We start from the raw sequence: 19,929 nt of genomic DNA on the forward strand, positions 1-19,929 counted from the left end.
ATTGGTCCGTGGGCAACTGCACAGCAGCTCGCGGTTGACCGAGCGTTAAGTCACGCGGGAGGCTGCGCCCGTGACCGGGCGAGTGATCGCTACACCCAAACAGGAGGGTCGTCGAAGCGCGATGAACATCGTCGTACTCGTCAAGCAGGTGCCCGATTCGGGCGCGGACCGCAACCTGCGTCCTGACGACAACACCGTCGACCGCGGCTCGGCGAACAACGTCATCAACGAGATGGACGAGTACGCCATCGAAGAGGCGTTAAAGATCAAGGAAGCGCACGGCGGTGAGGTCACCATCCTGACCATGGGGCCGGACCGGGCGACCGAATCGATCCGCAAGGCGCTCTCCATGGGGCCGGACAAGGCCGTCCACGTCGTCGACGACGCCCTGCACGGCTCCTGCGCGGTGGCCACCTCGAAGGTGCTCGCCGCCGCCCTCGGGCAGCTCAACGCCGACCTGGTCATCTGCGGCGCCGAGTCCACCGACGGTCGGGTGCAGGTCCTGCCGCACATGATTGCCGAGCGGCTGGGTGTGGCCGCGCTCACCGGCGCGCGCAAGCTCACCGTCGACGGCTCCACGCTTACCGCCGAGCGGCAGACCGAGGAGGGCTACGAGGTGGTCACCGCCTCGACCCCGGCCGTGGTCTCGGTCTGGGACACCATCAACGAGCCGCGCTACCCCTCCTTCAAGGGCATCATGGCCGCGAAGAAGAAGCCGGTGCAGTCGCTGTCCCTCGGCGACCTGGGCGTGGCCCCGGCCGAGGTGGGCCTCGACGGCGCCACGAGCGCGGTGCTCGAGCACACCAAGCGTCCGCCGCGCTCCGGCGGCGAGAAGATCACCGACGAGGGCTCCGGCGGCGTCAAGCTGGTCGAGTTCCTCGCCACCGAGAAGTTCGTGTGAGAGGTCTGGACATGTCTGAGGTTCTCGTCGTCGTCGAAGCCACCCGGGAATTCGGCGTCAAGAAGGTCACCCTGGAGATGCTCACCCTCGCGCGCGAGCTGGGCACCGCGAGCGCGGTCGTGCTCGGCGGCACCGGCGCGGCCGAGGCGCTGAGCGCCAAGCTGGGGGAGTACGGCGCGGAGAAGATCTACGCCGCCGAGGGCGAGGAGATCGACGGCTTCCTGGTGGCTCCGAAGGCCACCGTGGTCGCCGAACTGGTCAAGCGGGTGCAGCCGGCCGCCGTGCTGCTCGCCTCCTCGCAGGAGGGCAAGGAGATCGCCGCCCGCCTGGCGGTCAAGCTGGACAACGGCATCCTGACCGACGTGGTCGCCCTTGACGCGGACGGCACCGCCACCCAGGTCGCGTTCGCCGGCTCCACGATCGTCAAGTCCAAGGTCACCAAGGGCCTGCCCCTTGTCACCGTCCGGCCGAACTCGCTCAACCCGATCCCGGCGGCGGCCACCCCGACCGTCGAGCAGCTCACCGTGTCGGTCACCGACGCGGACAAGCTGGCCAGGGTCGTCGAGCGGGTCGCCGAGCAGAAGGGCTCGCGCCCCGAGCTGACCGAGGCGTCGATCGTCGTCTCCGGCGGTCGCGGTGTCGGCAACGCGGACAACTTCAAGCTGGTCGAGGAACTGGCCGACCTGCTCGGCGGCGCGGTCGGCGCGTCCCGCGCGGCGGTCGACTCCGGCTTCTACCCGCACCAGTTCCAGGTCGGTCAGACCGGTAAGACGGTCTCCCCGCAGCTCTACGTCGCGCTCGGCATCTCCGGCGCGATCCAGCACCGGGCCGGCATGCAGACCTCGAAGACCATCGTCGCGGTGAACAAGGACGGCGAGGCGCCGATCTTCGAGCTGGCCGACTACGGCGTGGTCGGCGACCTGTTCAAGATCGTTCCGCAGGCCGCCGAGGAGATCCGCAAGCGCAAGTGACCCTCCGGTCACCAAACGAAGGCCGCCGCCCGGTGAACCGGGCGGCGGCCTTCTCCCACGTGGGGAGCTGATCGGCGGGCCGGGGAGCTGAGCCGGCCCGCCGATCAGCCCGTCAGGGTGCCCCTCAGCAAGCTGTCGCCGGAGTGGCGGGTGTTGTTGTCGTACCGCTCGGCGCTGATGTCGACCACCGAATAGGTGCGCAGGTCCACGTTCGAGGGGATCGGCAGCAGCGCGTCCCCCGATCCGTTGCTCAGCGTACCCACCGAGAGCATCTCCATCGTCTTCGGATCGATCAACCAGACCTCGTAGTACCCCGGAACGCTCGGGAGATTCGCGACATGCAGATGCAACCGATTGTCACCGAGCACCCGGGCGTTGCCCGAGGCGTCCCTCGGCGTCGAGCCGAACGCCGCCAACGGGGCGCTCGCCAGCACCGTCGGCTGCGGCGTCGGCTCGTCCGCGCCGGTGCCGAGCACCACGGCGGTGCCCGCCACCCCGATCACCGCGGCGGCGGTGGCGGTGACCGCGGTGCTCGCCCAGCGCGGCCAGCGGCGACCCCGGCGCGGACGCGCGGTGGTGGCCGGCGGCCCGTCCGGGTCGCCGGAACGCGGCGGACGCCCGTCGGTCACCGAGGGCAGTTCCTCGGCGGCCCGGATCTCCGCGACGATGTCCTGCCAGAGGTGCTCGGGCGGGTCGGGCAGGTCGGTCAGGCCCTGGGTGCCGGCGCCGAGTCCGGCGACGTGTCGGAGCGTGTCCAGCTCGCCCCGACAGTGCCCGCAGGCGCCGAGATGGGTGGCCTCACCGTCCGCCGCCTCGCTCTCACCGAGCGCCAGAAAGACCAGCCGGTCGTGGTCCAGGTGCTGCACCGTCCACCTCCCATCTGCGCTTCAGGCTCTGCATGCCGCGCCGGATATGACTCTTGACCGTGCCGAGCGGCACTCCGGTCACGGTCGCGATCTGCTGGTGGGTCAGGTCGTCGTAGAACGCCAGCTCAAGCATCCGACGCTGCTCGTCGGGGAGCCGGGCCAGTTCGTCGGCGACGACCAGCCGGTCGACCACCGTGTCGGGGTCGGGGCCGGTGTCCACCGGCTCGGGCAACTGCTTCACCGTCTCGACCACCCGGTTCTCCCGGGCCGCGGCGCGGATCCGGTCGACCACCTTGCGCCGTCCGATGCCGAGCAGCCAGCCGATGAGCGAACCCTTCGCCGGATCGAACGTCTCCCGGCCGAGCCAGGCGGCCACGAACGTCGCCTGGGTCACGTCCTCGGCGTCGCTCCGGTTCGCAAGTGTCGTGGTGGCCAGATGCAGCACCGCTCGGCCGTACCTGTCGTACGCCTCCCGCAGTGCGGCCTCGTCGCCGTCGCGGAACCGCGTCGCGAGGTCGTCCTCGCCCGGCGGCTCGGGGCCCTGCCTCCCCGCCGTCACCGGGCGGCTCGCCTTTCGTGGGGCATGCCGCACTGTAGCTCTCACCGCCCTCGCTCCACTCCGCCGGTGTGACAGGCACGACCCTCGTCACCTCCCCTTCGTCGCCGAGGACCCGGACGGATGCGTCGTGCGGCGGAAAAAGAAAACGAATCCGGGGCGCATCCGGTGGCGTCCGGGCCGGCGTAACCAGTTCTGCACGCCAGGCCTGACGAATCAGCACCAACCACCGGGAGGAAGACAAATGCAGCTCGCCATGTTCCGTCGGGTCGCCGCGGGCGGCGCGGTGGCCGCCCTGACCTTCGTCGGCGTCGGCGCCGCCACCACCGGCCCGGCCTACGCCGCCTCGTCCAAGGTCTCCGTAATCCACGGCATCCCGGACACCCCGGTCGACGTCTACGTCAACGGCAAGAAGACGCTCGACAACTTCAAGCCCGGCGACGTCGCCGGCCCGCTCACCCTGCCCGAGGGGGAGTACGACATCGCCCTGACCAAGCCCGGTGAGGCGGTCGACAAGGCGCTCCTCACCGTCGACGACGCCAAGGTGCCGGGTGGGGCGAACATCAGCCTCGCCGCCCACCTCAGCGCCGACGGCAAGCCGCAGCTCACCCCGTTCGTCAACGACGTGTCCAAGGTGGGCGCCGGCAAGGCCCGGCTGATCGTCCGGCACACCGCCGCCGCCCCGGCCGTCGACGTGCGGGCCGGCGGCAAGCCGGTCTTCGAGGGCCTGACCAACCCGAAGGAGGCCAAGGCCGACGTGGCCGCCGGCACCGTGCAGGCGGACGTGGTGCTCGCCGGCACCGACACCGTCGCGATCGGCCCGGCCGACCTGAACCTCAAGGAGGGCACCGCCACCATCGTCTACGCGATCGGCTCCGCCGACGACAAGAACCTGGACCTGGTCGCGCAGACCATCAGCGGGCTGCACTCGGCCCCGGGTGGCGTCCCGAGCGGCACCGGCGGTCAGGCCGGCACCGGCGTGGACACCTGGTGGTACGTGCTGGCCGGCGCCGGCGTGCTGCTCCTGGTCGGCGGCGGGGCGCGGGTGGCCACCGCCCGGGCCGGTCGCCGGTGACGGTGCGTAACCGCGGGGCGCTGGCGGCGATGGCCGCCGGCGCCGCCGCGCTCACCGTGGCGACCCTGGTGGCCTGCGGGTCGCGGCCCGTCGAGGACGTCGGCGCCGACGAGGCGGCGGCGCTCGCCAGCAGCACACCCGCCCCGACGCCGACGCCGACCGCGACGGGAGGCGCGTCGGTGCCGGTGAACGCGGGCACGCTGCCGGCGGACGGGGCGACCGTGCCGCCGGTACGGCTGCGCATCCCGCCGATCGGGGTTACCGCCTCGGTCGGCCCGGTCGGCATCAACGAGCGCACCGACGAGTTCGAGGTGCCGCCAAGCGTGGACCAGGTCGGCTGGTACCGCTACGGCCCGGGACTGGAGGCGGACGCCGGCTCGGTGGTGATCGCCGGGCACGTGGACAGCGCCGAGCAGGGCAAGGGGGCGTTCTTCCGGCTCCGCGAACTGGACCGGGGGGACACCCTGACCGCCACCGGCTCGGACGGCCGGGACCGCCGCTACCGGGTGGTGGCCCGGGAGGAGTACACGAAGACGAAGATCCCGCTGGACCGCTACTTCGCCCGGGACGGCAGTCCGCGCCTGACGTTGATCACCTGCGGCGGGCCGTTCGATCCGAAGACCCGGCACTACCGCGACAACATCGTGGTCACCGCCGTTCCCACCTGAGCACCGGACCGCCCGTCCCACCTCCGGCGCGGGACGGGCGGTCCGGCCACCGGCCGCCCACGCGCCGGCCGTTAGGCTGAAGGGTGATGGCATACCTGGATCACGCGGCGACGACCCCGATGCTCGACGAGGCACTCGAGGCGTACGTCGCCACCGCCCGCGAGGTGGGCAACGCGTCGTCGCTGCACGCGGCGGGTCGCCGGGCCCGGCGGCGGGTGGAGGAGTCCCGCGAGCGGGTGGCCGCCGCGCTCGGCGCCCGCCCGTCCGAGGTGATCTTCACAGGTGGCGGCACGGAGAGCGACAACCTCGCCGTGAAGGGCATCTTCTGGGCCCGCCGCGACGCCCGGGCCGAGCGGATCCGGGTGGTCTCCAGCGCGGTCGAGCACCACGCGGTGCTGGACTCGGTGGACTGGCTGGTCGGGCGCGAGGGCGCGGAGGTCGGCTGGCTGCCGGTGGACGCGGCCGGCCGGCTCGACCCGGAGCGGCTCCGCGCCGAGTTGGCCGCGCACGGCGACCAGGTGGCGGTCGTCACCGCGATGTGGGCCAACAACGAGGTCGGCACCGTCCAGCCGGTGGCCGAGCTGGCCGCGGTCGCCGCCGAGCACGGGGTGCCGTTCCACACCGACGCGATCCAGGCGGTCGGCCAGGTGCCTGTCGACTTCGCCGCGAGCGGGGCCGCCGCGCTCACCGTGACCGGGCACAAGCTCGGCGGTCCGACAGGCGTCGGCGCGCTGCTGCTGGCCCGCGACGTCGCCGCCACCCCGCTGCTGCACGGCGGCGGCCAGGAACGCGACGTCCGCTCCGGGACGCTCGACACCGCCGGCATCGTCGCGTTCGCGGTCGCCGTCGAGACCGCGGTGAAGGGCCAGCAGGAGTACGCCGCCCGGATCGCCGCCCTCCGCGACGAGCTGGTCGAGCGGGTCCGGCGGGCGGTGCCCGAGGTGGTCTTCAACGGCGATCCGACGGACCGGCTCCCGGGCAACGCGCACTTCTCCTTCCCCGGCTGCGAGGGGGACGCGCTGCTGCTGCTCCTCGACGCCCAGGGCATCGCCTGCTCGACCGGGTCGGCCTGCTCGGCCGGCGTGGCCCAGCCGTCGCACGTGCTGCTGGCGATGGGCGCGGACGACGACCGGGCCCGTTCCTCGCTGCGCTTCACGCTCGGGCACACAAGCACCGGCGCGGACGTCGACGCGCTCATCGCCGCGCTGCCGGCCGCCGTCGAGCGGGCCCGCCGCGCGGCCGCCCTCCGCACGCCCCGCTGACCCGGATACCCTCGGTGAGGACGAGGGGAGTGGGCCGGTGAGAGTTCTGGCGGCGATGTCGGGCGGGGTGGACTCGGCCGTGGCGGCGGCACGTGCGGTGGAGGCCGGGCACGACGTGACCGGGGTGCACCTGGCGCTGGCCCGCAACCCACAGACCTACCGCACCGGCGCCCGGGGCTGCTGCACGCTTGAGGACTCCCGGGACGCCCGGCGCGCCGCCGACGTGCTCGGCATCCCGTTCTACGTGTGGGACATGGCCGACCGGTTCCACGACGACGTGGTGGACGACTTCGTCGCCGAGTACGCGGCCGGGCGTACCCCGAACCCGTGCCTGCGCTGCAACGAGAAGATCAAGTTCGCCGCGGTGCTGGACCGCGCCGTGGCCCTGGGCTTCGACGCCGTGGTGACCGGGCACCACGCCCGGCTCGGCGCGGACGGCCTGCTGCGGCGCAGCGTCGACGAGGCAAAGGACCAGTCGTACGTGCTGGCGGTGCTGACCCGCGCGCAGCTCGACCGGTCGATCTTCCCGCTCGGCGACTCCACCAAGGCCGAGGTGCGCGCGGAGGCCGCCCGGCGCGGCCTCGCCGTGGCCGACAAGCCGGACTCGCACGACATCTGCTTCATCGCCGACGGCGACACCCGCGGCTTCCTGGCCGAGCGGCTCGGCGAGGCCCCGGGCGAGGTGGTGGACGCGCTCACCGGCGCGGTCGTGGGCAACCACAGCGGCGCCTACCAGTACACCGTCGGCCAGCGACGCGGGCTGCGCCTGGACCGCCCCGCGCCGGACGGCCGGCCCCGCTACGTGCTCTCCATCACGCCGACGACAAACACCGTGACGGTCGGCCCGGCCGAGGCGCTTGAGGTCTCCTCGGTGCGGGCCGCCCGTCCGGTCTGGACCGGCGGGCCGCGTCCCGACGGGCCGATCGAGTGCGAGGTGCAGTTGCGGGCGCACGGCGACGTGGTGCCGGCCGCCGTCTCGGTGGACGCCGACGGGCTGCACGCCGCGCTGCGCCGCCCGGTCCGCGGCGTCGCCGCCGGTCAGGCGATCGTGGCCTACCGGCCGGACCCGGCCGGCGACGTGGTCCTCGGCTCCGCCACCATCGCCGCTGCCTGACGACGGGCGTGGCGGTCCGCCAGCGGCCCCGTCAGCGAACGGTGTCCCATGCTCAGCGCCCCTGGCCGGACCGGCCGCTCGCTGAACGGACCCCTGGCCACGCTCCCGCCAGAGGGCGCACTGCCGCAGAGCGGGCCCTCGCCGGATGGCGTCCCGCTTGTGGGTGCCTCGCCGGTGGGCGGGCCCGGCCGGAGATGGCTCCGGCCGGCGTATCGGCTGCCGGACCGTGACCCGCGCCGACCTTCCGGGTGCGAATTTCCGGTGTGGCGGCACGGGCGGAGGGACTCGCTTTCAGGCGCCTGGAAACTTGATGACGTGGATGGGTCACCGCGACGAACGGCGATCGGACTCCCACGGCGAGCGCCTGCCCGGACCGCGGTTGATCACGACGAGTCATTTACGCCATCAAGTTTGTAGGCGCTTGATGAGGCATCACGCGCCTATCCGTCACCCACCCCTGACGATGCGCCGCCGTGCCGTGCCTCCGGCCCGCTGACCGCCGCGCCGACCGCTGCGGACGGCACGGTGGATAGGCTTCGGCGGTGACTGATCAGCAGTGGCCCTGGCCGGCCGGGGCGGCGACCGGAATCGGTTCGCTGCCCGGCACCGACATCGCCGAGGCACAGCGGATCGTGCTCGGCGAGCTGCCCGACCTGCCGCACCTGCCGGAGCTGCCCGCCCGGGGGCCGGGGGCGGACCTCGTCGGCCGCGCCGGCGGCCTGCTCGTCGAACTCCCGGTCGAGCTGTACGCGGCCCGCTGGCGGATCGCCCCGCGCCCCGGCCGGGACCTGCGCCGCGCCCGTGACCTGATGGAACGCGACCTGGACCAGCTCGCCGAGCAGGCCGAGGCGTACACCGGTCCGGTCAAGATCCAGGCCGCCGGCCCGTTCACCCTGGCCGCCGCGCTGGAGCTGCCGCTCGGTGGTCGGGTGCTGCGCGACCCCGGCGCGGTGCGGGACCTCGCCGGCTCGCTCGGTGAGGGGCTGCGGGGGCACGTGGCGGCGGTGGCCCGGCGGCTGCCCCGCGCCTCGGTGCTGCTCCAGCTCGACGAGCCGTCCCTGCCGGCGGTGCTGGCCGGTCGGGTGCCCACCGAGAGCGGCTTCGGCACCCACCGTCCGGTGGAGGCGGAGACGGCCCGGACGCTGCTGCGCGGCGTGTTCGACGCGGCCGGCGTTCCCACGCTCGTGCACTGCTGCGCGCCGGACGTGCCGCTGGAGCTGATCCGTTCCGCCGGCGCGATCGGCGTCGCCCTCGACCTGTCGCTCGTCACCGATCTGGACCCGCTCGGCGAGGCGATCGACGCCGGGTTCGGGCTGCTGGCCGGCGCCGCGCCGACGTCGTCCGGCCGGGCGCCGACCTCGGCCGAGGTCGCGCATCGGGTCCGCCGCGTCTGGGACCGGCTCGGCTTTCCCCGCCGCCGGCTGTCCGAGCAGGTGGTTGTGACGCCCGCGTGCGGCCTGGCCGGCGCCGCTCCGGCGTACGCCCGGGCGGTGCTGGCCGCCTGCCGCGACGCCGGGCGGCGGCTCGCCGAGGAGTGACGTTTTCTGGTCGTACCCCCGGGGCAGGATGACGGGCATGATCGGACAACTGCGTTCCACCGTGATCGACTGTCCCGACCCGCGCGCGTTGGCCGGCTTCTACGCGGAGCTGCTCGGCCTCCCGCTGCTCGAGGAGAACTCCGAGGGCGACGAGTGGGTGGTGCTCGGCGGCCCGCCGGGGCACCAGCCGCGGCTGGCCTTCCAGAAGGCGCCCGACCTGCGCGCCCCCGAGTGGCCCGACCCGGAGCGACCGCAGCAGTTCCACCTGGACGTGACGGTGGACGACATCGAGGCGGCCGAGAAGGCGGCGCTGGCCCTCGGGGCTCGGCGGCTGCCCGGTGGCGAGGAAGGCTTCCGGGTCTACGCCGATCCGGCCGGCCACCCGTTCTGCCTCTGCTGGGACTGACCGCGCCGGGCTTGCCCGGCCGGTGCATGATCATCGACGTGAGCACTTCCACCGCCCGCCGCGCCGCCGGCTCGCTCTTCGGCCTCGCCTACGGTGACGCCCTCGGCAAGCCGACCGAGTTCCTCACCGTCACCGAGATCGTCCGGCGCTACGGCCCGGCCGGTCCGCGCGAGCTGACTGGCGATCCGGCGCTTGTCACCGACGACACCCAGATGGCGCTGGCGGTGGCGTGGGCGCTGCACGACGCGCCCGCGTACACGCCGGAGGCGGTGGAGCCGCTGCTGCGGCAGCGCTTCCTCGACTGGGCGGCCAGCCCGGAGAACAATCGTGCGCCGGGCATGACCTGCCTGCGTGCCTGCGCCGAGCTGAGCCGGGGCGTCCGCTGGCAGGAGGCCACGGTGGCCGGTTCGAAGGGCTGCGGCGCGAACATGCGGGTCACCCCGGTCGGGCTGCTCGATGTCGACCTCGACACGATGGCCGGGCTGGCCCAGCTCCAGGCGGGCCTCACCCACGGGCACCCGACCGGGCTGGCGGCCAGCGAGCTGACCGCGTACGCGATCCGGCTCTTGCGCGACGGCGTGGCGCCGGCGGAGCTGCCCGGCCTGCTCACCGCGCGGGCCGACGCGCAGCGCACGGTCTACCGGGGCGACTGGCTCGGTGACCTGTGGCAGCGTCCCGGCGGCACCACCGCAGCCGAGTTCATCGCCCGGGGCTGGGACGACTGCCTGCGGGTGCTCGGCCGGCTGGAGGCGGCGCTGGCCCGCCCCGACGACGGCGGCGACCCGTGCCGGCTCACCGGCGAGGGCTGGATCGCGGAGGAGGCGCTCGCCACCGCGCTGCTCTGCGTGCTGTGGCACCCGGACGACCCGGTCGGCGCGTTGGCCCGGGGCGCCACCACCGCAGGTGACTCGGACTCCATCGCCGCGCTGGCCGGCGCGTTCGTCGGGGCGGCGCACGGCATGGCCGCCTGGCCGGCCGGCTGGGCGGGCCGGATCGAGTACGCCGACCAGCTCACCGCGCTCGCCGGCGCGCTCGACTGAGCGGCGTCGTCGTCACGCGGTGAGGTGGGGAAGGCGGCGTACGCCGCGCCACACGTCGGCGTCGCAGTCACCAGCCCGGTCGGCGAACGCGGTCAACGGCACCGGGAGCGGCTCGCTGACGTCAAGCCAACTGTCGTGCTCGGCGTCGGCGTCCCAGCTCCGGGTGGGGATGGACACGTGGTCGTCCCGGCCCGACTTGTCCTGACTGGTGATCTTCAGGACCTCGGCGTCCCGACCGTCGACCCGCAGCACCAGGCAGGGGCGCACCTTCGAGCCGGTGCCGTCGGCGTACGGCACGTCGGCCCACCAGATCTCCCCGGGGCGCGGGCTGTCCCGGCCCGGCCGCCCGGCGTCGCGCGGTCGCGGCGGCGTGCTGGTCCGGCCACCGCCGTTCCCGCCTCCGGCACGGCCACCGCGGGGCGCCCTCCCGGGCCGGCTGCCGCCACCGGCGCCCGGCCGCCGACGGTCCCCGGGCCGCCCGCGCCGGTCCGTCCGGGTGGACCGGCGGCGCCACTCGCTCCACAGCCAGCCCGCGGCCACGCAGGCCACGATGACAAGCGCCCAGATCAGCCCGTCGCGCATCCGTGCCCGCCTTCCGTCCGCTTCGGCCCATCGCCGCCGCCGTGATCGTCGCACGGTCGGGGCCCGCCCGCTCCGCCGGCGCGGCGCACGCCGTCGGGGCGCCGCTGCCTGCTCACGCCGGTGGCCGGACGGTTGTCACAGCCGACCGCTACGGTTCTCGGGTAGCGCGAGCACGGGAGGTCGACAGCGGTGTCCGAAGACGGTGGCGTGTCCGAAGAAGCGGTTCCCCTGACGGTCGACGCCGCCCAGCAGGCGGCGGCCGGCGCCGAGCCGAGCCCGGAGGCCCGGGAGCGGCACGCCACGCTCAGCCAGGAGCTGACCGAGCACCAATACCGCTACTACGTGCTGGACGCGCCGACGATCACCGACGCGGAGTTCGACAGGCAGTTGCGCGAGTTGGAGGCGCTGGAGGCGGAATACCCGGCGTTGCGCACCCCCGACTCGCCCACGCAGCGGGTCGGCGGCACGTTCTCCACCGACTTCACCCCGGTCACCCACGCCGAACGGATGCTCTCGCTCGACAACGCGTTCGCCGACGAGGAGTTGGCCGCCTGGGCCGAGCGGGTCGAGCGGGACGCCGGCGGCCCGGTGCCCTACCTCTGCGAGCTGAAGGTCGACGGGCTGGCCATCAACCTCACCTACGAGAAGGGTCGTCTGGTGCGGGCGGCCACCCGTGGTGACGGCCGCACCGGCGAGGACGTCACGGCCAACGTGCGCAGCATCGAAGGGGTGCCGGCGCGGCTGACCCCGACCGACGGCTTCCCCGAGGTGCCGGAGCTGCTCGAGGTGCGCGGCGAGATCTACTTCCCGGTGGCCGCGTTCGCCGACCTCAACGCGAGCCTGGTCGAGCAGGGCAAGGCGCCGTTCGCGAACCCGCGCAACGCCGCCGCCGGCAGCCTCCGCCAGAAGGACCCGCGGGTCACCGCCTCCCGACCGCTGCGCCTGGTCGTGCACGGCATCGGCGCCCGCACGGGCTACCGGCCGGCCGCGCAGTCCGAGGCGTACGCCGCGCTCCAGGCGTGGGGGCTGCCGACAAGCGACCGCTGGAAGGTGGTGGACGACCTGGCCGGCGTGGCGGAATACATCGCCTACTACGCCGAGCACCGGCACGACGTCGAGCACGAGATCGACGGTGTGGTGGTCAAGGTAGACCCGGTCTCCATCCAGGGCCGCCTCGGCTCGACCAGCCGCGCGCCGCGCTGGGCGATCGCCTTCAAATACCCGCCCGAGGAAGTCAACACCAAGCTGCTCGACATCGACGTCAACGTCGGGCGCACCGGCCGGGTGACCCCGTTCGCCGTCCTGGAGCCGGTCCGGGTGGCCGGTTCCACTGTCGCGCTCGCCACGCTGCACAACGCCCGGGAGGTCGAGCGCAAGGGTGTGCTCATCGGTGACACGGTGGTGCTGCGCAAGGCCGGCGACGTCATCCCCGAGGTCCTCGGCCCGGTGGTCGAGCTGCGCCCGGCCGACGCCCGACCGTTCGTCATGCCGACCGCCTGCCCGGCCTGCGGCACGCCGCTCGCGCCGGCCAAGGAGAGCGACGTCGACATCCGCTGCCCCAACTCCCGCAGTTGCCCGGCGCAGCTTCGGGAACGGGTCTTCCACCTGGCCGGCCGCGGCGCCTTCGACATCGAGGTGCTCGGCTACAAGGGTGCCGCCGCGCTGCTCGACGCCGGGATCATCGCCGACGAGGGCGACCTGTTCGGCCTCGACGCCGAGCGGTTGATCCTCTCGCCGTTCTTCGTCAACAAGGACGGGACGCTCGGCAGCAACGCCACCAAGCTGCTCGACAACCTCGCCGTGGCCAAGGAACGCGACCTGTGGCGGGTGCTGGTGGCGCTCTCCATCCGGCACGTCGGCCCGACCGCGGCCCAGGCGCTGGCCCGGCACTTCCGCTCGGTCACCGCGATCGAGGAGGCCGCCGAGGAGGAGTTGTCCTCGGTGGACGGCGTCGGCCCGACGATTGCCGCGAGCATCAAGGAGTGGTTCGCCGTCGACTGGCACCGCGACGTGGTGCGCAAGTGGGCCGAGGCGGGCGTACGGATGGCCGAGGAGGCAGGCGAGGCGGGGCCGCGACCGCTCGACGGGGTCACCGTGGTGGTCACCGGCACGCTTGCCGGGTTCAGCCGCGACCAGGCCGCGGAGGAGATCCAGAGCCGGGGCGGGAAGGTGACCGGCTCGGTCTCCAAGAAGACCGGCTTCGTGGTGGTCGGCGACAACCCGGGCACGAAGGCCGACAAGGCGGCCACCCTGAAGCTGCCGATCCTCGACGAGGACGGGTTCCGGGTGCTGCTGGAGTCCGGCCCGGAGGCGGCCCGGGCGGTGGCCCGGGTGGAGGACTGAGCAGCGTACGCGGCCGGATACCAACTTAATTACGACTGCCACCTATTCGTGACTGTCGTGTCGGGCAAAGCCGTCCGGAGGGCGTTTCATTGGCGTACGGCGCGTGACGGCGCGCGCCGGGACCCGTTCACGGGAGGTGCGATGGCGACCGGCGACCCGCGCAACTCCGTCCCGCCGGGGCGGAGCGGGCCGTTCTTCGGCTTCGTCGGCGCGGTCGGTCTTGTCGCCCTGCTCGTCTCGATCGGGCCGCTGGCCGAGCTTCCGGGCCGGCTGACCGAGCTACCTGTCGCGTTCTGGACGATGGCGGCGCTCGCCGTGGCCTGCGACGCCCGTCCGTTCGTCCCACCCGGCCGGCGGCAGACCTCGGCGGTGTTCCCCTCCACCTGCTTCACCTTCGCCATCCTGCTCGGCTGGGGGCTCGGCCCGGCCGTGGCGGTGCAGGCCGTGGCCGTGGCCGTCTCCGGCTGGCGGCTCGGCTACGCCGCCTGGCGCACCGCCTTCAACGCCGCCCAGTACGCGTGCGCGCTCGCCGCCGCGTACGCGGTCACCCGGTTCGGCCCGGGCGAGCTGTTCGGCGACGGTCGGCTGCACTGGACCGACGTGGTGGCGGTGGGCGGTGCCACGGTGGCCTGGTTCGGGGTCAACTACGGCACGGTCAACACCGCCATCCGGCTGCGGTTCGGGCACCGGTGGTGGCCGACCGTCCGGCTCGGGCTGGCCTACGAGCTGCTTTCCACCGGTTCGCTGCTGCTGCTCGCGCCGGTGCTGGTGGCCGCCGCCGCGGCCAGCGCGGCGCTGATCCCGCTGGTGTTGGTGCCGCTCTTCGCGGTCTACCGGATGGCCCGGCTCTCCGACGAACGGGAACAACTCGCCGACCTCGACCCGCTGACCGGGCTGTCGAACCGCAAGGCGCTGCTGACCGAGGTGGCCGAGCAGGTGCACCTGCACGCCGAGCGGGCCGCCCGGGGTGAGCCGGACGCCCACCTGGCCCTGCTGCTGCTCGACCTCGACCGGTTCAAGAACGTCAACGACGCGCTCGGGCACGCGGTGGGGGACCGGCTGCTGGTCGAGGTGAGCGCCCGGCTGGTCGACGTCGCCGACGACGGCGAGCTGGTGGCGCGGCTCGGCGGCGACGAGTTCGCCATCGTCGTACCCCGGTTGGCCGGCGTCGAGGCGGCGCGGGAGCGGGCCGACCGGGTGGTCGCCGCGCTCGCCGAGCCGGTGCCGCTGGACGGGCTGCCGCTGGACGTGGGTGGCGCGATCGGCGTCGCGCTCTTCCCCGAGCACGGCGAGGACTTCGCCACCCTGATGCGGCACGCCGACGTCGCCATGTACGACGCCAAGAATCGCAACGACACAGTCGCCGTGTACGCCCCGGAGTCCGACCACAACTCGGCCGAGCGGCTGAGTCTCCTGGCCGACCTGCGCCGGGTGCTGGAGTCCCCGTCACCAGGCGAGCCGGTGGGCGTCCGTGGAGGTGACGGCGCCGCGCTGACGCCGGACCTGCCCACCGCCCGGCCGGCCCACGACGGGCGGCCGGTTCGCGAGGGCCCGCCGGTTCGCGATCACGGTCGGGACGGGGTGCGACCCGCCGACGCTCCGGCCCGGTGGCGGTTGCGGTGGCGGCGGGCCCGGGTCGAGGCGCGGTCCGACGACGAACTGATCGATCGGATCCTCACCGGCGCCGACCCGATCCGGCGCCGGTCCGCGCGTACCGGCGTTCCCGCCGGCCCGGTACGGCCCGGCAGCGAGCCGGCCACGGTGGCGGCGCCGGCCCCCGACGCCGCATCCGCCCTGGTGGCCACGCCGGTCCCCGACGCCGCGCCCGCCGCCGGAGCGTTCCCCGTCGCCGGTGCGACAGGCGGCGTCGGCGGTGTGACAGGGGATCGCGTGCAGGTGCGCGACATGGAGGACCCGGGCGAGATCACCATGTACTACCAGCCGCAGATCGCCATCGCGACCGGCGAGGTGGTCGGCGTCGAGGCGCTGCTGCGCTGGCGGCACCCGCGCCGGGGGATGGTCGATCCGGGGGAGCTGATCCAGGTCGCCGAGCAGAGCGCGGTCATGCGGCTGCTCACCCGCCGGGTGGTGGACGACGTCCTGGAGCAGCTCGCCAAGTGGTTCGCGGCCGGGCTCACGCTGCGCGCCGCGCTCAACGTCAGCGTCCGGGACCTGCACACCGGCGAGATCGCCGACCAGATCGCCGATCGGCTCGCCAGGTACGGGTTGCCGCCGGAACGGCTCCAGGTGGAGATCACCGAGGGCGCGCTGATGGCCGACCCCCGGCGGGTGCTCGCAAGCATCACCCAGTTGCACCGGATCGGGGTCGGCATCGCGCTCGACGACTTCGGCACCGGCTACTCCTCGTTGCAGCACCTGCGTCGGCTCCCGCTGTCCGAGGTGAAGGTGGACCGGTCGTTCGTGCTGGGGATGGCCGACGACCCGGACGACGCGGCGATCGTCCGCTCGATGATCGAGCTGGCCGGCGCGCTCGGGCTGCGGGTGGTCGCCGAGGGGGTGGAGGACGAGCGCACCTGGCGGCTGCTGCACGCCGCCGGCTGCGACGTGGCGCAGGGCTGGTTCCACGCCCGGCCGATGCCGGCGGAGGATCTGATTACCTGGCTGTCGCGGTACCGCCCGATCCACCCGGCGGCGGTGGAGGGCGAGGGCCGGGAGGGGCCGGAGGCGGAGGGGGAGTCGAAGGCGTCGTCGTGACGGCGGGACAATAGACTCGCTCCGGTCACCACGCGTCATCGTTCACCGTCGTACGCGCGGCCGGCACACCGCAGTCGTCTCTCAGACAGCCACGAAGGGGGCACCCGATGGCCGCCATCTCCCGCGAGGAGGTCGCGCACCTCGCGCGACTGTCGCGGCTCGCCGTCACCGAGGAGGAGCTGGACACCTTCGCCGGCCAGCTCGACGTGATCCTCCAGTCGGTCGCGCAGGTCGGCGAGGTCGCCGCGGCGGACATCCCGCCGACGTCCCACTCGGTGCCGCTGACGAATGTGCTCCGCGAGGACGTGGTGACACCGAGCCTGACCCCGCAGGAGGCGCTGTCGGGCGCGCCCGACGCCGAGGAACAGCGGTTCCGCGTCCCGCGGATCCTGGACGAGGATGTGGCCTCATGACCGACCTGACGAAGCTGACCGCTGTCGAGATCGCCGGTCTGGTGGCGAACGGGGAGACCTCGGCGATCGACGTCACCCGCGCCCACCTCGACCGGATCGGCGCCGTCGACGACCGGGTGCACGCGTTCCTGCACGTCGACAGCGAGGGTGCACTCGCCGCCGCGCGGGCCGTGGACGAGCGCCGGGCCGCCGGCGAGGAGCTGGGCCCGCTCGCGGGTGTGCCGGTCGCGGTCAAGGACGTGCTCACCACCAAGGGCGTGCCGACCACGGTCGGGTCGAAGATCCTGGAGGGCTGGCGTCCGCCGTACGACTCGACGATCGTCGAGCGGCTGCGCGCCGCCGGTACGGTGATGCTCGGCAAGACGAACATGGACGAGTTCGCCATGGGCTCCTCCACCGAATACTCGGCGTACGGGCCGACCCACAACCCGTGGGACCTCGACCGGATCCCGGGCGGCTCCGGCGGTGGCAGCGCGGCGGCGCTCGCCGCGTACGAGGCGCCGCTGTCGATCGGCTCGGACACCGGCGGCTCGATCCGCCAGCCCGGCGCGGTCACCGGCACCGTCGGCGCGAAGCCCACCTACGGCGGCACCTCCCGGTACGGGCTTGTCGCGTTCTCCTCGTCGCTCGACACGCCCGGCCCGTGCGCGCGTACCGTGCTCGACGCCGCGCTGCTGCACCAGGTGATCGCCGGCCACGACCCGCGTGACTCCACCTCGATCCCGGCCCCGGTGCCGGACGTGGTGGGCGCGGCGCGGCGCGGGGCGACCGGCGACCTGACCGGCGTCAAGCTCGGCGTGGTCACCGAGTTCACCGGCGAGGGCGCCGAGCCGGGCGTGATGGCCGCGTTCCGGGAGTCCGTGGAGGCGCTGGCCAAGCTGGGCGCCGAGATCGTCGAGGTGTCCTGCCCGCACTTCTCGTACGCGCTGCCGGCCTACTACCTGATCGCGCCGAGCGAGTGTTCCTCCAACCTGGCCCGGTTCGACGGCGTCCGGTTCGGCCTGCGGGTCGGCGACGACGGCAACCGGTCGCTGGAGGAGGTCATGTCGCTGACCCGCGAGGCCGGCTTCGGGCCCGAGGTGAAGCGCCGCATCATGATCGGCACGTACGCGCTCTCCTCGGGCTACTACGACGCCTACTACGGCCAGGCGCAGAAGGTCCGCACGCTCATCACCCGGGACTTCACCTCCGCGTTCGAGCAGGTGGACGCGCTGATCTCGCCGACCACCCCGTTCGTGGCGTTCCCGATCGGCGCGCGCACCTCGGATCCCTACCAGATGTATCTGGCCGACCTCTTCACCATCCCGACGAACCTGTACGGCGGGCCGGCCATCTCGGTCCCGTGCGGGTTGTCCGACGGGCTTCCGGTCGGTTTGCAGATCATGGCTCCGACCATGGCCGACGACCGGATGTACCGGGTCGCCGCCGCGCTGGAGTCAAGCGTCGGCACGTTCACCCCACCGGCCCTGTAGCACCCCCGCCGACCGGCGTCGACGGATCCCCGTCGGCGCCGGTCGGCGTTTCGGTTCTCACCGGTCCGCGCGATCCCGGTCCGGCGCGGTCACTTCCGGCGGCGGGTGAGGCGGGTCAACGCCAGCACAACGGCGATCGCCACCAGCCCGGGGATCGCGGTGCCGGCCAGCATCGCGGCCAGGCTGCCGGGCTCACGGTCGTCGTTGGTCAGCCACAGCGCCCAACCGGTCAGGGCGGCCACCAACCAGGCCGCCGTGACCGCCAGCAACATCACGCTGGGCCGCCACCGTCGTGCTGTCGAGTTGTCCCCCGTATTCGTCATGGTCGACACGTACCCCAGGGTTGTCTCTCTCATGCCGGCGCGGCGGCACTCCGCGCGGCGATCTCGAAGCCCGGCAGCGGGGTGGCCGGGCCAGCCGATTAGGCTGGAACGGTTCTGTCCGGATCGCGCCTGGAGCTCAGATGACGACGACACTGCCCGCGTACGACGAGGTCGTCGCGCGCTACGAACCGGTGATCGGCCTGGAGACCCACGTCGAGCTGGGCACGAACACCAAGATGTGGTGCGGCTGCCCGACCGACTTCGGCGGCGAGCCGAACACCCGGGTCTGCCCGGTCTGCCTGGGCCTGCCCGGTTCGCTGCCGGTGGCCAACAAGGCGGCCATCGAGGCGACCATCCGGATCGGGCTGGCGTTGAACTGTTCGATCGCGCAGTGGTGCCGGTTCGCCCGGAAGAACTACTTCTACCCGGACATGCCGAAGAACTTCCAGATCAGCCAGTACGACGAGCCGCTCTGCTTCGACGGCTACCTGGACGTCGAGGTCAACGGCGAGCTGGTGCGGATCGGCATCGAGCGGGTGCACCTGGAGGAGGACACCGGCAAGACGCTTCACGTCGGCGGCGCCACCGGCCGCATCCACGGTGCCACCGAGTCGCTCGTCGACTACAACCGGGCCGGCATCCCGCTCGTGGAGATCGTCACCAAGCCGATCCCCGGCACCGGCGCGCTCGCCCCGGAGATCGCCAAGGCGTACGTGGCGGAGCTGCGCGACGTGGTCCGCTCGCTCGGTGTCTCGGACGTCCGGATGGAGGAGGGCTCACTGCGCTGCGACGTCAACACCTCGCTGAACCTGCCGGGCGAGGAGTGGGGCACGCGCACCGAGACCAAGAACGTCAACTCGCTGCGATCGGTCGAGCGGGCGGTCCGGTCGGAGATGCTGCGCCAGGCGTCGGTGCTTGACGCGGGTGGCCGGATCGTCCAGGAGACCCGGCACTTCCACGAGGACACCGGCGACACCACCTCGGGCCGGTCCAAGGAGACCGCCACCGACTACCGCTACTTCCCGGAGCCGGACCTGGTGCCGCTCGCGCCGGACACCGCCTGGGTGACCGAGCTGAAGGCCGCCCTGCCGGAGCTGCCGCGGCTGCGCCGCAAGCGGATCCAGCAGGACTGGGGCCTGTCCGACCTGGACATGGAGTCGGTGGTCAACGCCGGCGCGGTCGAGCTGATCGAGGCGACCGTGGCCGCCGGCGCCACCCCGGCCGCGGCCCGGAAGTGGTGGCTGGGCGAGTTGTCCCGCCGGGCCAACGAAACCGGTGTGGAGCTGGCCGACGTGGGCGCCACCCCGGCGCAGGTGGCCGAGCTTCAGGGGTTGGTCGACGCCGGCAAGCTCAACGACAAGCTGGCCCGCGCCGTGCTGGAGGGCGTGGTGGCCGGCGAGGGCTCGCCGACCGAGATCATGACGAACCGCAATCTGGAGGTGGTCTCGGACACGGGCGCGCTCACCGCCGCCGTGGACGAGGCGATCGCCGCCAATCCCGAGATCGCCGACAAGATCCGCAGTGGCAAGGTCGCGGCGGCCGGCGCGCTCGTCGGCGCCGTCATGAAGACCACCCGTGGCCAGGCGGACGCGAAGACCGTCCGCGAGCTGATCCTGGAGCGCCTCGGCGCTGCCTGAGAAGTGTTAGAAGGGGCCCCCGCCTATGCAGAATGCGTTAAGCGGGG

Annotated in this window: 18 protein-coding genes; 14 read left to right on the plus strand and 4 right to left on the minus strand. The window is 73.3% G+C overall.

Annotated features, from left to right (window positions below; translation table 11 throughout):
• Window positions 1-121: 121 nt before the first annotated feature.
• Together SM450_RS03300 and SM450_RS03305 are read left to right on the plus strand one after the other, a co-directional pair.
• On the plus strand, window positions 122-901 hold the full coding sequence (locus tag SM450_RS03300) for an electron transfer flavoprotein subunit beta/FixA family protein (RefSeq protein WP_474618135.1): 780 nt from the start codon (window positions 122-124) through the stop codon (window positions 899-901).
• A gap of 11 nt (window positions 902-912) precedes the next feature.
• Complete coding sequence (locus SM450_RS03305) at window positions 913-1,872, plus strand: electron transfer flavoprotein subunit alpha/FixB family protein (RefSeq protein ID WP_474618136.1); 960 nt, start codon at window positions 913-915, stop codon at window positions 1,870-1,872.
• Window positions 1,873-1,976: 104 nt separating this feature from the next.
• Here SM450_RS03305 and SM450_RS03310 read toward each other — a convergent pair whose 3' ends face one another.
• Together SM450_RS03310 and SM450_RS03315 are read right to left on the minus strand one after the other, a co-directional pair.
• A complete protein-coding gene (locus tag SM450_RS03310; RefSeq protein ID WP_474618137.1) occupies window positions 1,977-2,738 on the minus strand; it encodes an anti-sigma factor in 762 nt (253 codons plus the stop codon).
• The gene (locus SM450_RS03315; protein ID WP_474618138.1) at window positions 2,692-3,297 is read right to left on the minus strand and encodes an RNA polymerase sigma factor; all 606 of its coding nucleotides are present in this window, start codon (window positions 3,295-3,297) and stop codon (window positions 2,692-2,694) included. Before SM450_RS03315 ends, SM450_RS03310 begins: the two co-directional genes overlap by 47 nt.
• Window positions 3,298-3,538: 241 nt before the next feature.
• Here SM450_RS03315 and SM450_RS03320 point away from each other — a divergent pair, with 241 nt between their 5' ends.
• From SM450_RS03320 to SM450_RS03350, 7 genes are all read left to right on the plus strand, one after another.
• A complete protein-coding gene (locus tag SM450_RS03320) occupies window positions 3,539-4,369 on the plus strand; it encodes a DUF4397 domain-containing protein (RefSeq protein WP_474618139.1) in 831 nt (276 codons plus the stop codon).
• Complete coding sequence (locus SM450_RS03325; RefSeq protein WP_474618140.1) at window positions 4,366-5,037, plus strand: class F sortase; 672 nt, start codon at window positions 4,366-4,368, stop codon at window positions 5,035-5,037. The genes SM450_RS03320 and SM450_RS03325 overlap by 4 nt, the downstream gene beginning before the upstream one ends.
• An 86-nt stretch (window positions 5,038-5,123) precedes the next feature.
• On the plus strand, window positions 5,124-6,299 hold the full coding sequence (locus SM450_RS03330; RefSeq protein WP_474618141.1) for a cysteine desulfurase family protein: 1,176 nt from the start codon (window positions 5,124-5,126) through the stop codon (window positions 6,297-6,299).
• A 37-nt stretch (window positions 6,300-6,336) separates the two neighbouring features.
• A complete protein-coding gene (gene mnmA, locus SM450_RS03335) occupies window positions 6,337-7,413 on the plus strand; it encodes a tRNA 2-thiouridine(34) synthase MnmA (RefSeq protein ID WP_474618142.1) in 1,077 nt (358 codons plus the stop codon).
• Between the two features lie 542 nt (window positions 7,414-7,955).
• Window positions 7,956-8,951 (plus strand): methionine synthase, encoded by a 996-nt coding sequence (locus SM450_RS03340; RefSeq protein WP_474618143.1) that lies wholly within the window; start codon window positions 7,956-7,958, stop codon window positions 8,949-8,951.
• A gap of 37 nt (window positions 8,952-8,988) precedes the next feature.
• Entirely contained in the window at window positions 8,989-9,357 is a 369-nt protein-coding gene (locus tag SM450_RS03345) for a VOC family protein (protein ID WP_474618144.1), read from the plus strand.
• Window positions 9,358-9,383: 26 nt separating this feature from the next.
• Window positions 9,384-10,397: an ADP-ribosylglycohydrolase family protein gene (locus tag SM450_RS03350; RefSeq protein ID WP_474618145.1), complete on the plus strand. Its 1,014-nt coding sequence runs from the start codon at window positions 9,384-9,386 to the stop codon at window positions 10,395-10,397.
• A 12-nt stretch (window positions 10,398-10,409) separates the two neighbouring features.
• On the opposite strand, the gene SM450_RS03355 is transcribed toward SM450_RS03350, so the two are convergent.
• Window positions 10,410-10,979 (minus strand): type II toxin-antitoxin system PemK/MazF family toxin, encoded by a 570-nt coding sequence (locus SM450_RS03355; RefSeq protein WP_474618146.1) that lies wholly within the window; start codon window positions 10,977-10,979, stop codon window positions 10,410-10,412.
• A 189-nt stretch (window positions 10,980-11,168) separates the two neighbouring features.
• Between SM450_RS03355 and ligA the strand changes: the two genes are divergently transcribed.
• From ligA to gatA, 4 genes are all read left to right on the plus strand, one after another.
• Window positions 11,169-13,322, plus strand: coding sequence for an NAD-dependent DNA ligase LigA (ligA, locus tag SM450_RS03360; RefSeq protein WP_474618147.1), 2,154 nt, complete (start codon window positions 11,169-11,171; stop codon window positions 13,320-13,322).
• A 141-nt stretch (window positions 13,323-13,463) separates the two neighbouring features.
• Window positions 13,464-16,037, plus strand: a complete 2,574-nt coding sequence (locus tag SM450_RS03365; protein WP_474618148.1) for a putative bifunctional diguanylate cyclase/phosphodiesterase — start codon at window positions 13,464-13,466, stop codon at window positions 16,035-16,037.
• A gap of 107 nt (window positions 16,038-16,144) precedes the next feature.
• Window positions 16,145-16,450 (plus strand): Asp-tRNA(Asn)/Glu-tRNA(Gln) amidotransferase subunit GatC, encoded by a 306-nt coding sequence (gene gatC / locus SM450_RS03370; protein ID WP_091063838.1) that lies wholly within the window; start codon window positions 16,145-16,147, stop codon window positions 16,448-16,450.
• Window positions 16,447-17,922, plus strand: a complete 1,476-nt coding sequence (gene gatA / locus SM450_RS03375; RefSeq protein WP_474618149.1) for an Asp-tRNA(Asn)/Glu-tRNA(Gln) amidotransferase subunit GatA — start codon at window positions 16,447-16,449, stop codon at window positions 17,920-17,922. Before gatC ends, gatA begins: the two co-directional genes overlap by 4 nt.
• 89 nt (window positions 17,923-18,011) lie before the next feature.
• On the opposite strand, the gene SM450_RS03380 is transcribed toward gatA, so the two are convergent.
• On the minus strand, window positions 18,012-18,245 hold the full coding sequence (locus SM450_RS03380) for a hypothetical protein (RefSeq protein WP_474618150.1): 234 nt from the start codon (window positions 18,243-18,245) through the stop codon (window positions 18,012-18,014).
• Between the two features lie 140 nt (window positions 18,246-18,385).
• Between SM450_RS03380 and gatB the strand changes: the two genes are divergently transcribed.
• Window positions 18,386-19,882 carry an Asp-tRNA(Asn)/Glu-tRNA(Gln) amidotransferase subunit GatB gene (gatB, locus tag SM450_RS03385; RefSeq protein ID WP_474618151.1) on the plus strand — a complete coding sequence of 499 codons (1,497 nt, stop codon included), beginning with the start codon at window positions 18,386-18,388 and terminating at the stop codon, window positions 19,880-19,882.
• The last annotated feature ends 47 nt before the right edge of the window (window positions 19,883-19,929 follow it).

This window comes from Micromonospora marincola (assembly GCF_056150385.1).